Raw genomic sequence first — 12,937 nt, 5'->3', positions numbered from 1 at the left:
GTCGATCAGCCTCCAGCTAGATCTAGAGCGAGTTTGTGCAGGTAGAAGGCCTCCGCGTAGCGTGCGTGACACTCGATGCCGCGGATCCTGGCCAGCCCGAGGAACGCCTCCCTGTCGAACCACGGGCGGTGCCGCTGCGAGGGGTAGTGCTCCCAGAGCAGGGAGACCTTGCGCTCGGCCAGCGCGAGGTCGAGCGGCTGGTACGCGTTGGGCCGGCCGAGGTCCCCGTCCCATTTGAGGATCTCGTAGCCGAGCGTGAGGTGGTCGCGGAACGCGGTCGGCACCATCCGCGCCAGGCCCCGGTGGTCCTGGTGGGCGTCGCCGGCCTGCGGGGCGAGGATCAGGTCGGGCTCGCAGCGCATGCGCAGCTCCTCGACCGCGTTCTTGGCCTCGTCCCAGTGGGCGGGCAGCCGCCCGTCGGGCACCTTGGCGACGGTCACCCGCAGGTCCGCCCCGGGGCAGAAGGCGGCCAGCGCGTTGCGTTCCTCCTCCTCGCGCACGGTCCCGCCGCCGGACAGCACGAGCGCGTCCACCTGGAGGCCCGGATGCGCGGTGCACATCACGAGGAGGGTGCCGCCGGCGCCGATCGCCAGGTCGTCGCAGTGGGCGGCGAGCAGGGCGACGCGGCTCAGGCCGCTGGGGAAGAGGCGGTTCACGTGCGCTCCCACAGGGCCCAGGGGCGGTCGCCGCGGGCGTAGGCGCGGTCGAGCTCCAGGCGCTGGTTGATGGTGTCGGTGGGGCGCCAGTAGCCGCGGTAGGGGTAGGCCATGAGCCGGCCGCGCTTGGCCAGCTCCTTGCAGCCGTCCACGAGCAGGTCGCCGCCCTCGGGGATGTGGTCGAAGATCTCCTGGCGTAAGACGAAATATCCGCCGTTGACCCACAGCGGCATCTCGGTGACGGCGGTGATCTGCCCTACCATGCCGTCCTCGGCGACCTCCACGCAGTGGAAGGTGCCAGGCGGCGGCACGGCCATCAGCGCGCCGCCCGCGTCCGCCCTCTCCAGCCGGCCGATGATCTCCGGCAGCGGCGCGTCCGTCAGCACGTCCGCGTAATTGGCCAGGAACATCTCATCGCCCTGGAGGTGGTCGCGCACCCGGCGCAGCCGCTCCCCGATCGGCGACTCCACCCCCGTGTGGATGAACGAGATCGTCCAGTCCCAGATGTCGGTGGCCAGCAGCTCGACGTGCCCGCCCCGGAGCACGAAGTCGTTGGAGGCGGTCTCCTCGTACCGCAGGAAGAAGTCCTTGATCTGCTCGGCCCCGTAGCCGAGGCACAGGATGAACTCCTTGTGGCCGAAGTGCGCGTAGTAGCGCATGACATGCCAGATCAGCGGCCTGGGGCCGACCAGTTGCATCGGCTTCGGGGCGTCGCCGGCGCCCGTACGCATGCGGGTGCCGTAACCCCCGCAGAACAGCACGACCTTCACACGACCTCCAGAGCGGGAATGGGGAAGACCAGCCGGCCGCCCCAGTCGCGGATGTAGGAGAGCTGGTCGACCAGCTCGTCGCGCAGGTTCCACGGCAGGACGAGCACGTAGTCGGGCCGGTCGGCCGCGATGCGCTCGGGCGCGAAGATCGGGATGCGCGCCCCGGGGGTGAACTTGCCGTGCTTGTACGGGTTGCGATCCACCGTGTACGGCAGCAGGTCGGGCCGGATGCCGCAGTGGTTGAGCAGCGTGTTGCCCTTGCCCGGAGCCCCGTACCCGACCACCGTGCTGCCCTCCTCGGCGGCGGTGATCAGGAACGTCAGCAGGTCGCGCCGGACCTTGGCCACCCGCTCGGTGAAGTCGATGTAGCCGGACAGCTCGTGCAGCCCGGCCGCCTTCTCCATGGCCAGCACGTCCGACACCCGCTGCGACGGGGCGCCCTCCGGCGCGGCCCACAGGCGGATCGAGCCGCCGTGCGTGGTCAGCAGCTCCACGTCCACCAGCGTCAGCCCGCCACTGGCCAGGGCCCGCTGGGCGGAGGCGACGGTGTAGTACTGGAAGTGCTCGTGGTAGATCGTGTCGTACTGGTTGAGCTGCATCAGCGTGAGCAGGTGCTGCACCTCGATCGAGACCAGGCCGTGGTCGGCGACCAGCGTGCGCAGCCCCTTGGTGAAGCCGACGACGTCCGGGATGTGCGCGTAGACGTTGTTGGCCACCACGTAGTCGGCCTTGCCGTGCTCCCGCACGACCGCCTCGGCGCTGTCCGGCGTCAGGAACGCCGTCACCGTCGGCACGCCGCGCTCCCTGGCCGCCTGGCCGACGTTCACCGACGGCTCGATGCCCAGGCAGCGCACCCCGCGTTGCACCACGTGCCGCAGCAGGTAGCCGTCGTTGCTGGCCACCTCCACCACGAACGAGTCCGGCCGCAGGTCCAGGCCCGCCACGAACGCGCGGGCGTGCTCCACCCAGGAGGCCGAGTAGGAGGAGAAGTAGGCGTAGTCCGTGAACGTCTCCTCGGGAGTGATCAGCGGCGGGATCTGCGCGAGCCAGCACGACGTGCACACGCGCAGGTGCAGCGGATAGGTCACCTCGGGCTCGTCGAGCTGCTCCGCCGTGAGGATCCGCTCGCAGGGCGGCGTCGCCCCCAGGTCCACCACGCCCATGAGATCGTCCGAGCCGCATAACCGGCAAGTCATCATTCGCACGCTCCAAGAGATTGATATTTCGCGAGGGCCGGTGGTCTCGTTACTGTCAGCCCATGGATCCCCTCGGCATCGACGGCGTCTGGCGCCACACGCCGGCCGTCCACGCGGACGCCCGCGGCTCCTTCCACGAGGCCTTCCGCGCCGCCGACCTGCCCGGGCGGCGCTTCGACCTGGCCCAGGTCAACTGCTCCGTCTCGGCCCGCGGCGTGCTGCGCGGCCTGCACTTCGCCGACGTGCCGCCCGGACAGGCCAAGTACGTGATGTGCCTGTCCGGCAGCGTCATGGACGTCGTGGTGGACCTGCGCACCGGCTCGCCCACGTTCGGCCGGTGGGAGAGCGTGATCCTCGACGACGTGACCAGGAGCGCCGTCCTGGTCGCCGAAGGGCTCGGGCACGGGTTCATGGCGCTCAGCGAGCGCGCCACGGTGCTCTACCTGTGCTCCGAGCCGTACACGCCGGCCCGCGAGCACGGGGTGCACCCGCTCGACCCGGCCCTGGAGATCGCCTGGCCGGCCGGCGTCGAGCCGCTGTTGTCGGAGAAGGACGCCAAGGCGCCCCTGCTGGACGAGGCGCTGCGGGCCGGGCTGCTGCCCGACTACCAGGTCTGCCAGGAGTTCTACGCGACGCTGCGCTGACGACTCCCCGCCAGGTCTTGTACGACGCTGCGCTGACGGCTCCCCGCCAGGCTCTATGCGACGCTGCATCGGCGGCTCCTCGCCAGGACGGGCCAGGCGGCGTGGAGCGCCGTGCGCCAGGGGCGGATCGGCTCCCACCGGGTGTGCGCCAGCACGCTGTTGGCCGGCCGCCGGGCCGGGCGCGGGAAGGCCGAGGTCGGCACCGGGCGCACCCGCTCCGGGTCCTCGCCCAGCAACGCGAAGATCTCCCTGGCGAACCCGCACCACGTCGTCTCGCCCGCGCTCGTGCCGTGGTAGACGCCGGGCGGCAGGTCCGACTGCGCCAGCCGGACCAGGTAGTCGGCCAGGTCGGCGGTCCAGGTGGGCTGGCCACGCTGGTCGTCCACCACGTTCACGGTGGGCCGCTCCCCGGCTAATCGGATCATGGTGGTGGCGAAGTTCGGGCCGTGCGCCCCGTACAGCCAGGCCGTGCGCACCACGTACTGGCCGTGCTCCAGCACCGCCGCCTCGCCCGCCAGCTTGGTCCTGCCGTAGGCGTTCACCGGCCCGGTCAGCGCGTCCTCGGTGTAGGGCGGGCCCGCCGCCCCGTCGAAGACGTAATCGGTGGAGACGTGCACGAGCCGCGCGCCGACCCGGTCGCACGCCTCGGCCAGCCAGCGCGGCGCGTCCCCGTTCACCGCCAGCGCCTGCTCCTCGTGCGTCTCCGCGTCGTCCACGGCCGTCCAGGCCGCGCAGTTCAGCACGGCCCTCGGCCGGTAGGCGGAGACGAAGTCGTGCACCGCGCGCCTGTCGCACACGTCCAGCTCGGCCCGGCCGAGCGCGAGCACCGGCTCGCCCGTCAGCGCGGTCCTGCAGAGGACGTCGGCGGCCAGCATGCCGCCCGCCCCCGTGATCAGCCACCTCATGCGGCCTCCCGGCCCAAGTGGGAAACGGTCAACGACTCCACCAGTCGCGGTGGGTGGCATACCACCGGACGGTGTCCTTGAGCCCCTGCTCGAACGGGATCTCGGGCCGGTAGCCGAGCGCCCGCAGCTTCGAGTCGTCCAGCGAGTACCTGCGGTCGTGGCCCTTGCGGTCGGCCACGTACGTGACCATGTCCCAGTCCCTGCCGCAGGCTTCGAGCAGGCGCGCCGTGAGCTCCTTGTTGGTCAGCTCCGCCGTGCCCGCGATGTGGTAGACCTCGCCCGGCTCGCCCTTCTCGGCGACCAGGCGGATGCCCGCGCAGTGGTCCTCGACGTGGATCCAGTCCCGCACGTTGCCGCCGTCGCCGTACAGCGGCACCTTCCTGCCGCGCAGCAGGTTCGTGACGAACAGCGGGATCAGCTTCTCGGGGTACTGCCGGGGCCCGTAGTTGTTGCCGCAGCGGGTGATCGAGACGTTCAGCCCGTACGTGATCGCGTACGCGCGGGCGATCAGGTCGCCGCTCGCCTTCGACGCCGCGTACGGCGACCGGGGCCGCACCGGGGCCGACTCGTCCCAGGAGCCGATGTCGATGGAGCCGTACACCTCGTCGGTCGAGACCTGCACCACCTTCGGCACCCCGGCCTCCAGGCACGCCTGCAGCAGCGTCTGGGTGCCGAGCGCGTTGGTGCGCATGAACTCGGCGGCGCCCTCGATCGAGCGGTCCACGTGGGACTCGGCGGCGAAGTTGACCACGAGGTCGTGGCCGGGGACGACCCGGGCGAGCAGGTCGGCGTCGCAGATGTCGCCGTGCACGAACTCGTGCCGTACCCCGTCGAGGTTGGCGCGGTTCCCGGCGTACGTGAGCTTGTCGAGGACGGTGACGTACCCGTCGTGGAGGTTCCGGACGAAGTGGGAGCCGATGAATCCCGCACCACCCGTCACCAGGATTCTTGTCATGAACTGATCTGTACCTTGCTGTGATCGCCCAGCACGAGACGGTGGGCTTTGGGCGTGTTGGGAGCCGGGGTGACCTCGACGTCGTGGCCGATCAGCGACGACTCGATGCGGCCCACCCCGGCGATGGAGGCGCGGGGCAGCACGATCGAGTACTCGATCTCGCTGCCGACGACGGCGCAGGAGGCGCCGATGGAGGTGTACGGGCCCACGTAGCTGTCCTGGATGCGGGCGCCGCCGCCGATGATCGCCGGGCCGACCACGCGCGAGCGCTCGACCACCGCGCCCGGCTCGATCGCGACGCGGCCGATGAGCTCGCTGGCCTCGTCCACCCGCCCCTCGATCCTGGGCTCGACCGACTCCAGCACGAGCCGGTTGACCTCCAGCATGTCGGTGACGTTGCCGGTGTCCTTCCAGTAGCCGGTGATCACGGAGGACTCGACGCGCTGCCCCGACTCGATGAGCCACTGGATGGCGTCGGTGATCTCCAGCTCGCCCCGCCACGACGGTTTGAGCTCGGCCACCGCCGCGTGCACGGCGGGGCTGAACAGGTAGACGCCGACGAGCGCGAGGTCGCTCTTGGGCCGCTCGGGTTTCTCCTCCAGGCCGATCACGCGCCCCTCGGCGTCCAGCTCGGCCACCCCGAACTGGGTGGGGTCGCCGACCCTGGTCAGCAGGATCTGGGCGGCCGGCCGGTCCCTGGCGAACCGGTGGACCAGGTCGTTGATGCCGCCCACGACGAAGTTGTCACCCAGGTACATGACGAAGTCGTCGTCGCCCAGGTAGTCGCGGGCGATCAGCACGCCGTGCGCCAGCCCGAGCGGGGCCTGCTGCCGCAGGTACGTCACCTGGAGGCCGAACGCCGAGCCGTCGCCGACGGCGGCCTCGATCTCCGCGTGCGTGTCGCCCACGACGAGGCCCAGCTCCTGGATGCCGGCCTGCGCGATCGCCTCCAGGCCGTAGAACAGGACCGGCTTGTTGGCGACCGGCACCAGTTGCTTGGCCGAGGTGTGCGTGATGGGGCGCAGCCGGGTGCCCGACCCCCCGGCGAGCACGAGTGCTTTCACCTAGTAAGCCCCTTCTCCACGGGTGACGACGGACCAGGTCTTCCACAGGATCTGCAGGTCGAGGATGAGCGACCAGTTCTCCACGTAGCGCAGGTCGAGGCGTACGGACTCCTCCCAGGAGAGGTCGGAGCGCCCGCTGACCTGCCAGAGCCCGGTCATGCCCGGCTTGACGACCAGGCGGCGGCGCACGTCGGTGCCGTACTCGGCGACCTCCTCCGGCAGCGGCGGGCGGGGGCCGACGAGGGACATCTCGCCGCGCAGGACATTGAGCAGCTGAGGCAGCTCGTCGAGGGAGTATTTCCGCAGGAAAGCGCCTACCCTGGTGATCCTTGGATCGTTCCTAATCTTGAAGAGCACTCCGTCGAACTCGTTCGAGTCGAGCAGGGTGCGCTTGAGCCGCTCCGCATCCACCACCATGGTCCGAAATTTCACCAGACGGAAGTCTTTGCCGTCTTTGCCGACTCTTGTCTGGTAGAAGAAGGCGGGACCGGGGCTGGTCAGCCGGATGAGCAGCGCGATCGCCAGCAGCGGCAGCGCCAGCACCAGCAGCGCGAGCCCCGCCGCGAGGCGGTCGAACACGGTCTTCACGAACTGCCGCATGCCGTCGAACTCGGGGTGCTCCACGTGCAGCAGCGGCATGCCCGCGACCGGCCTGATGCTGATCCTGGGCCCGGCCACGTCGAGCAGCGCGGGCGCCACGAACAGGTCGGTGCGCGCGGTCTCCAGGCTCCAGGCCAGCCGGCGCAGCGCCGCGCCGTCCAGCTCCGGGCAGGCCAGCACGGCCACCGCGTCGGCCCGCTCCCGCTCCACGACATGCGCCACGTCCCCGAACGAGCCCAGCACCGGGACGCCGTCGAGATCCATGTCCATGGCGCTGTCGGGCACGCAGGCTCCCACCACCCGCATCCCGTGGTACGGCTGGCGCCTGAACTGCACCACCAGGTCGAGGATCGACTCCCGGTGCCCGACCGCGATCACCTGGCGCATGTAGTCGCCCACGGCCCTGCGCTGGTGCAGCCGCTTGCGCATGCGGTAGCGGTAGTAGAGCGTGGCCAGCAGCGCCAGCGGCAGCATCGCCATGACGAAGCTGCGCGCGATGGCCGTCTGCGTGGCGTAGGCCAGGATGGCGACGGCCGCCATCAGCCCGATGCCGCCATTGAAGACGGCCTTGAACTCCTCCGACCCCTCGCCGTTGGCGCGCTGGCGGTACGCGCCGCCCATCCATAAGGCGATGGGCCAGGCGATGACGAGGCCGAATCCCAGCAGGAACTCGGCCGGCGGGATGTACGCGCCGGTGATCAGCCGGATGCCCAGCACGCACACGCACGCGAGCAGCGCGCACACCGTGTCCCCGTACAACAGCAGCCGTAAGTACGCACGCGTCCAGATGCTCGACGCGCGGCGCGGCACGGCCTCGAGGAGCACGACAGCGGACTCCCCAGTCCCCACCCTCATGAGCACACCACCCTGACAACTCTGTGCACCGCGATAACAGGACGTTCCTTGAACCACATGGGTTGACAAGTCCCACGCACAACAAGGGCGGCGGCCCCCACTAAAGAGTAAAGATCGATTCCGGCATGAGGAATACCGGCAAATGTCCACAATCGGACGATTGATAAATTGGCGGGGGGCTTGACGGAACGGTCCACGAGTGGCAGCAGTTGACGAGCGAAATACGAAAATAACTACCGCATTTCACCAGGTTGCCGCAGCGTGAAGCGCTAGTCGTACTCCAGGTCAGGTAGCGCCGACGGAGGGTCAGGGCTGCGCCAGACCACGACGACCCCGTCGTGGGCGGAATCGGCGGCCAGAGTCAGCCGATCGAGGTCGAAATCCGGCAGATAACGCAGGCGGGCGAGAAACGTGGCGTCCGTGGCCGAGCGCGGCACGACGCAGCCCTCGCCGTCACGGTCGAGCAGGATGTAGAGAACGTCTTCCCCGGTTTCCGTGACGACACGGACCTCCACCACGTCCTCCCACGCGAGGGCCTCGACGCTACCGTCCGCATAGTGACGCGTGACGCCCTCTTCCGTGACATACACGTAGGAGTCCGGCATCGGATTGCCGTGCATGGCCGCGATTCTTGCGAGTTACGGGCCGGTCCCGCAAGGGTTCGCACTCAAAGGTGCCGATGTACCTCGCCGCCACTGCCCCATGAGTGGCTCAAAGGCCCCCATGCGGCGCGCCGTCGCCGCCCCACGAATGGCTCAGATGTGCGGCGACCGCCGCCCGTGCGGCCTCCTCCGGGCCGTTCGCGAGCGCGTCCAGCAGCTCGCGGTGCTCGGCCACCAGCACGTCCCTGTCCTTGTAGACCTCGCGCAGCCGCACCAGGCCCAGCCGCGTCTCGGCGGCCAGCACGCCGTAGAGCCGCTCCAGCCGCGGGCTGCCGACCGCCTCGATGAGCGCCTGGTGCAGCGCCATGTGCTCGGCCACGGTCTCCGACCAGGGCGCGCCGGCCGGCAGCGCGGCCATGCGGTGCAGCGCCGCCTCCGCCTCCGGCACCGTGCGGCCCGTCACGGCCCGCGCCATCAGGTCCTCCAGCGGGCGCCGGACGTACATGAGGTCTTCGAGGTCCGAAAGCGTTACTTCCGGGACATAGGCGCTGCGGTTGCGCTCACGCCTGAGCAACCCCTCATGGACGAGGCTCGCCAGCGCCTCCCGCACGGTCGGCCTGGCGACGCCGTAGGACGCGGCGATCTCCTGCTCGGGCAGCGCGGTGCCGGGCGGGATCTCGCCGGACAACACCCTGCTGCGCAGGGCGTCGGCGAGCGCGCCGACGGTGGAGACGGGTCTGAGCGGCAACGTCACGGCTGCGACTCTAGCTCCCTTTCCGGCCCGCGCTCCCTTTCTGCCCCATGCTCCCTTTCCGGCTCCCTTTCGGGCTTTCTTTCCGGCCTTCTTTCCGGCCTTCTTTCCGGTACGGCCACCGCCACCAGGCTCAGCCCCAGCAGCACGAGCCCGGCGATCGAGACCGGGGCCAGCCGCTCACCCAGCACCACCACGCCGAGCAGTGCGGCGACGGCCGGCTCGGCCAGCGAGAGCGTGGCGGCCGTGGCCACGGGCGTGGTGCGCAGGCCCCGGCCGTACAGGAAGTAGGACAGGGCCGTGGTGCCGAGCCCGAGGTAGAGCACGGCGAGCAACGCGCGCGGCTCGGCCAGCCAGCCGATGCCGCTGAGCGCCAGCACCGGCGTCATGATCAGCGCGGCGCCGCCGAACATCATGCCCATCACCGCGTTCGACCCACCGCCCCGGCCGATCGCCTGCGCCGCCATGACGGCGTAGAAGGCGTACAGCAGGCCGCCCAGCAGCGCGAGCGCGATGCCCGGCACCACCTGCGCGCCCGCCTCGGCCCCGCCGCCGACGATCAGCGCCGCGCAGCCGCAGATCGCCGCGGCGGTGGCGGTGCTCCACCGCTTCGTCGGCCGGCGCCCGTGCAGCAGCCAGGACAGCAGCCCCGTGAACACCGGCCCGCTGCCGATCGCGACCACCGTGCCGATGGCCACCCCCGTACGGCTGACGGCGGCGAAGAAGCAGAGCTGGTACGCGGCCACCGCCACCGCGCCCAGCAGCACCCCTGGCTTGACGGCACTCTTCAGCTCGGCGCCGGCCAGCAGGGCCAGCGCGGCGCCGCCGATCACCAGCCGGGCCGCGGCCAGCGCCACGGAGTCGGCGGAGACCAGCAGCCCGGCCGTGCCCGCGGTGCCCCAGAGCACGCCGGCGCCCACGACGGCGAGCGGTCCATTCCTCATGGGTACATTGTCAGACAATCAGACAGCGTTCGTCTAGTTGTCAGACAATTCTTCGAGCATTTGCCCGATCAGCCGCTCCGCCGGCGCCGCCACCTCCCCCGCGTAGTCGTCGAACGCGGCCAGCCCCTCCTCGATGTCCGGCACGCTCTTGCGCGGCAGCTCCAGCAGCGTCTCCTCCTCCGACTGGATCCCGCCCTCCACGTGAAACGCCCTGCCGGACGCGGCGATGGACACCTCGAACGTGATCTCGCGGCCGTCGGGCAGCACGACCGTGGTGCCGACGCGGGCGCCCGCCGGCGGGAAGAAGTAGGAGAACCGCTCGCTGCGCACGAACGGATGACGTAAGTCGGCGAGAATCTCCGACGCCCGGCTCAGAGCTTCCAACAGCCCGGCCGCGGCCAGACTCTCGCTGTTCACCCGTCAAAGCGTAGTTCAGCCCGCGCGAAGGACGCCAGGCGACCGGCTCCCCCGATCAGCCCGTGGCCGCGGGCGCCCCGGTCAGCTCGTGGCTGCGAGCGCCCTGATCAGCTCGTGGCCGCCGGCGGCTCCTCGACGGGCTCCGGCGCGCTTGGGGCGCGGCGGCCGAGCCGCCCGTACCGCGACCGCCCGTACCGCGACTGCCCGGACCGCGACTGCCCGCGCCGCGCCCACCACTCCCGCAGCGCCGCTCGCAACGCCGGGCCGCTGCGGTGCCGCTGGAACGGCAGCTCGAACACCGCCGCGAACGCCCGCGCGAACAGGACCGACGCGGGCACCGCGACCGCCAGCAGCACCAGGAGCCGGCCCACGCCCGGCGCCACGTGCGGGGAGACGACGAAGTGGGCGAGCGCGACCACGATGGGCGCGTGCACCAGGTAGAGGCTGTAGGAGAAGGAGCCGAGCGTGCGCACCGGCCGGCTGTCCAGCAGCCGCACCAGCGGGCGCGGCCGGCCCTGGGCGACGGCCGCGAGCAGGAGCGCGGCGGCCGGGGCCAGCGCCAGGTCCACCCAGAAGAGGTTGGACACCGTCCACGTCGAGCCCCGCACGGCGATCAGCACGAGCACCGGCGCGCCCGCCAGCGCCGCCAGCCAGTGCAGCGGCGCGCGCACCCGGGCCCGCACCACGCCCGCCGCGAGCACGCCCGCCGCGAACAGCACGGCGAACTGCGGGGTCAGCCGCATGAGCAGGCCCACCGCCGGAACGAGCGGCGCCGCCACCCCCACGGCCACGACCACGACGGCGACCAGGGCCACCATGGCCCACGCGCCCAGCCGGCGGACCATCAGCAGCAGGAGCGGGAAGACGAGGTAGAGCTGCGCCTCGATGGCGATCGACCACAGGGCGCCGTTCGGGCTGGGCGAGCCGAAGACGTCCTGCAGCAGCAGCCCGTACACGACGACGGTCTTGCCGGTGGGCACCGCCTCGCCCGGCTGCGGGACCGCCAGCCACGCGACCAGGAGGCTGAAGGCCAGCGCGGCCCAGTACGGCGGCAGGATGCGCCAGGCGCGGCGCTGCGCGAAGCGGCGCACCCCGCCGAGCCGCCATCCGGACCGGGCCGGGGAGACGGCCAGCGAGAAGCCCGACAACGCGATGAACAGGACGACGGCGAAGTGCCCGTACAGCAGCCAGCTCGCCCACCACGGCCCCGTGTCGGCGGGGAAGCCGGGGAAGGACAGCAGCCGGCAGTGGTGCAGGACCACGAAGAGCGCGGCCAGGCCCCGGATGCCGTCGAGGCCGTCCAGGCGGGAGCGGGCCCTGGTGCCCGCCGGAACGTTCGCGGTCGTGCTCGCCGTCGCGTCCATCCCCACCCCCGCCTTCGGCCCCGACGTGGATATATCGGGACGCGCCCAGCGGACGTAACAGACATATCTCCAGTAACGTCGCCGAGTTTGGAACGGTGCAGGCAGGAGGGCGGGAAGCAGCCCCCAGCCGGAGGACGTGAAGCGGCTCCAACCGGCGGGCGGGAAGCGGCTCCAACCGGAGGACGTGAAGCGGCTCCAGCCGGCGGGCGGGAGGTGGTGCGGGCCCGAGGGCTCAGTCGGTGGCGAGGCGGGCGTGGCGCTCCACGTCGTAGCGGACGCCCGCGTAGCAGAGCTTGCCCCGTTCGATGCCCTCCGGCAGGAAGCCGGCCTTGGTGGCGACCCGGCACGAGGCCGGGTTGTCGGCGCGGTGCCCGAGCTCCAGCCGGTAGAGCCCGCGCTCGTCGAACGCCCACCGCGCCACCAGCCGGGTGGCCGCCACCGCGACGCCCCGCCCCCTGGCCTCGGGCACCACCCAGTAGGACACCGAGCCGTTGCCGTGGCCGTCGATCTTGGTGACGGCGACGTTGCCGACGACCCGCTCGTCGTGGAGCACGGCGAAGGCGTGGCCGGCCCCGGCCCAGGAGGCGATCCAGCCGGAGGCGTCTTTGAGCGTGACGACGGGCCAGGGTGCCTGCAACCGCAGGTCGGGGGCCTGGAAGGCGCGCAGCACGGCGGGCGCGTCGGCCTCCCGCCACTCGCGCAGCCGGACGTTAGGAGCGGTCACATTGTCGGAGATTACCCGGATTGCACCTTCTTCCCGATCGGGTGGGTCGCCTCGAAGTCGGCCACGAGCTGCTTGGGCGCCGTCAGGCACCACGCCTCGGCCATCAGCTCGAACAGCTCCTCCGCGTCGATGCGGTCGAGGTGCACCACCACCCAGCCGAACCGCCCGGCGGTGAACTGCACCTCGAACACCTCGGGCCGCTCGCTGACCAGCGCGATCTGCTCCTCGATCGTCGCCTTCAGCCCGACGGTCTCGGTGGCCTCCCAGAGGTAGCCGAACCCCTTGTCGTGCACCTTGAGGCCGATCCACTCGCCGCCGTGGCTCATCCGCACGTCGGGCAGCTCGTCCAGCAGCTTCAGGAACTCATCGACGGTGACACCCATGCCGCCTGTGTACCAGACGCGACCGACACTTCCCGCCCTCTTGAGCGGTCGCTCAAATCGCCCTATATTCGACTTGAGCGACCGCTCAAATCGGACATCGTGCGGGG

15 protein-coding genes are annotated in these 12,937 nt (G+C 71.0%); 1 reads left to right on the top strand and 14 read right to left on the bottom strand.

Features of this window, described 5'->3' with window-relative positions:
• Positions 1-5: 5 nt before the first annotated feature.
• From KIS93_RS35215 to KIS93_RS35205, 3 genes are read right to left on the bottom strand one after another with little or no spacing between them, the layout of a single operon-like run.
• The gene (locus tag KIS93_RS35215) at positions 6-656 is read right to left on the bottom strand and encodes a PIG-L deacetylase family protein (RefSeq protein WP_155128704.1); all 651 of its coding nucleotides are present in this window, start codon (positions 654-656) and stop codon (positions 6-8) included.
• A complete protein-coding gene (locus KIS93_RS35210) occupies positions 653-1,426 on the bottom strand; it encodes a sugar phosphate nucleotidyltransferase (RefSeq protein ID WP_080043602.1) in 774 nt (257 codons plus the stop codon). The genes KIS93_RS35215 and KIS93_RS35210 overlap by 4 nt, the downstream gene beginning before the upstream one ends.
• Positions 1,423-2,622: a class I SAM-dependent methyltransferase gene (locus KIS93_RS35205; RefSeq protein ID WP_281261993.1), complete on the bottom strand. Its 1,200-nt coding sequence runs from the start codon at positions 2,620-2,622 to the stop codon at positions 1,423-1,425. Before KIS93_RS35205 ends, KIS93_RS35210 begins: the two co-directional genes overlap by 4 nt.
• Before the next feature lie 62 nt (positions 2,623-2,684).
• Between KIS93_RS35205 and KIS93_RS35200 the strand changes: the two genes are divergently transcribed.
• Positions 2,685-3,266, top strand: coding sequence for a dTDP-4-dehydrorhamnose 3,5-epimerase family protein (locus KIS93_RS35200; RefSeq protein WP_080043604.1), 582 nt, complete (start codon positions 2,685-2,687; stop codon positions 3,264-3,266).
• Between the two features lie 53 nt (positions 3,267-3,319).
• Here KIS93_RS35200 and rfbD read toward each other — a convergent pair whose 3' ends face one another.
• From rfbD to KIS93_RS35145, 11 genes are all read right to left on the bottom strand, one after another.
• The gene (gene rfbD, locus KIS93_RS35195; protein ID WP_080043605.1) at positions 3,320-4,171 is read right to left on the bottom strand and encodes a dTDP-4-dehydrorhamnose reductase; all 852 of its coding nucleotides are present in this window, start codon (positions 4,169-4,171) and stop codon (positions 3,320-3,322) included.
• 28 nt (positions 4,172-4,199) lie between these two features.
• On the bottom strand, positions 4,200-5,126 hold the full coding sequence (gene rfbB, locus KIS93_RS35190) for a dTDP-glucose 4,6-dehydratase (RefSeq protein ID WP_080043606.1): 927 nt from the start codon (positions 5,124-5,126) through the stop codon (positions 4,200-4,202).
• Positions 5,123-6,190 (bottom strand): glucose-1-phosphate thymidylyltransferase, encoded by a 1,068-nt coding sequence (locus KIS93_RS35185; protein ID WP_080043607.1) that lies wholly within the window; start codon positions 6,188-6,190, stop codon positions 5,123-5,125. Before KIS93_RS35185 ends, rfbB begins: the two co-directional genes overlap by 4 nt.
• Complete coding sequence (locus tag KIS93_RS35180; protein WP_080047331.1) at positions 6,191-7,645, bottom strand: sugar transferase; 1,455 nt, start codon at positions 7,643-7,645, stop codon at positions 6,191-6,193.
• A 269-nt stretch (positions 7,646-7,914) separates the two neighbouring features.
• A complete protein-coding gene (locus KIS93_RS35175) occupies positions 7,915-8,265 on the bottom strand; it encodes a hypothetical protein (RefSeq protein WP_080043608.1) in 351 nt (116 codons plus the stop codon).
• Between the two features lie 91 nt (positions 8,266-8,356).
• Positions 8,357-9,001 carry a GntR family transcriptional regulator gene (locus KIS93_RS35170; RefSeq protein ID WP_080043609.1) on the bottom strand — a complete coding sequence of 215 codons (645 nt, stop codon included), beginning with the start codon at positions 8,999-9,001 and terminating at the stop codon, positions 8,357-8,359.
• Positions 8,998-9,942, bottom strand: coding sequence for a DMT family transporter (locus KIS93_RS35165; RefSeq protein ID WP_080043610.1), 945 nt, complete (start codon positions 9,940-9,942; stop codon positions 8,998-9,000). Before KIS93_RS35165 ends, KIS93_RS35170 begins: the two co-directional genes overlap by 4 nt.
• Positions 9,943-9,975: 33 nt before the next feature.
• Positions 9,976-10,359, bottom strand: a complete 384-nt coding sequence (locus KIS93_RS35160) for a hypothetical protein (protein WP_080043611.1) — start codon at positions 10,357-10,359, stop codon at positions 9,976-9,978.
• Between the two features lie 107 nt (positions 10,360-10,466).
• On the bottom strand, positions 10,467-11,723 hold the full coding sequence (locus KIS93_RS35155) for an acyltransferase family protein (protein ID WP_080043612.1): 1,257 nt from the start codon (positions 11,721-11,723) through the stop codon (positions 10,467-10,469).
• A gap of 232 nt (positions 11,724-11,955) precedes the next feature.
• On the bottom strand, positions 11,956-12,447 hold the full coding sequence (locus tag KIS93_RS35150) for a GNAT family N-acetyltransferase (RefSeq protein ID WP_222107689.1): 492 nt from the start codon (positions 12,445-12,447) through the stop codon (positions 11,956-11,958).
• Positions 12,448-12,458: 11 nt separating this feature from the next.
• Positions 12,459-12,773 (bottom strand): MmcQ/YjbR family DNA-binding protein, encoded by a 315-nt coding sequence (locus tag KIS93_RS35145; RefSeq protein WP_418115096.1) that lies wholly within the window; start codon positions 12,771-12,773, stop codon positions 12,459-12,461.
• Between the last annotated feature and the right edge of the window lie 164 nt (positions 12,774-12,937).

The organism is [Actinomadura] parvosata subsp. kistnae (assembly GCF_900323885.1).
Classification (GTDB): domain Bacteria; phylum Actinomycetota; class Actinomycetes; order Streptosporangiales; family Streptosporangiaceae; genus Nonomuraea; species Nonomuraea composti.
The sequence above is the reverse complement of the archived record's forward strand: the minus strand, read 5'-3'. Positions and strand labels throughout refer to the sequence as shown.

What these genes read in the sequence shown, in the direction of transcription:
- KIS93_RS35205 (WP_281261993.1), bottom strand. Translation starts at nt 2,622, where the DNA reads ATGACTTGCCGGTTATGCGGCTCGGACGATCTCATGGGCGTGGTGGAC.
- KIS93_RS35200 (WP_080043604.1), top strand. Translation starts at nt 2,685, where the DNA reads ATGGATCCCCTCGGCATCGACGGCGTCTGGCGCCACACGCCGGCCGTC.
- rfbD (WP_080043605.1), bottom strand. Translation starts at nt 4,171, where the DNA reads ATGAGGTGGCTGATCACGGGGGCGGGCGGCATGCTGGCCGCCGACGTC.
- rfbB (WP_080043606.1), bottom strand. Translation starts at nt 5,126, where the DNA reads ATGACAAGAATCCTGGTGACGGGTGGTGCGGGATTCATCGGCTCCCAC.
- KIS93_RS35180 (WP_080047331.1), bottom strand. Translation starts at nt 7,645, where the DNA reads ATGAGGGTGGGGACTGGGGAGTCCGCTGTCGTGCTCCTCGAGGCCGTG.
- KIS93_RS35175 (WP_080043608.1), bottom strand. Translation starts at nt 8,265, where the DNA reads ATGCACGGCAATCCGATGCCGGACTCCTACGTGTATGTCACGGAAGAG.
- KIS93_RS35165 (WP_080043610.1), bottom strand. Translation starts at nt 9,942, where the DNA reads ATGAGGAATGGACCGCTCGCCGTCGTGGGCGCCGGCGTGCTCTGGGGC.
- KIS93_RS35155 (WP_080043612.1), bottom strand. Translation starts at nt 11,723, where the DNA reads ATGGACGCGACGGCGAGCACGACCGCGAACGTTCCGGCGGGCACCAGG.
- KIS93_RS35145 (WP_418115096.1), bottom strand. Translation starts at nt 12,773, where the DNA reads ATGAGCCACGGCGGCGAGTGGATCGGCCTCAAGGTGCACGACAAGGGG.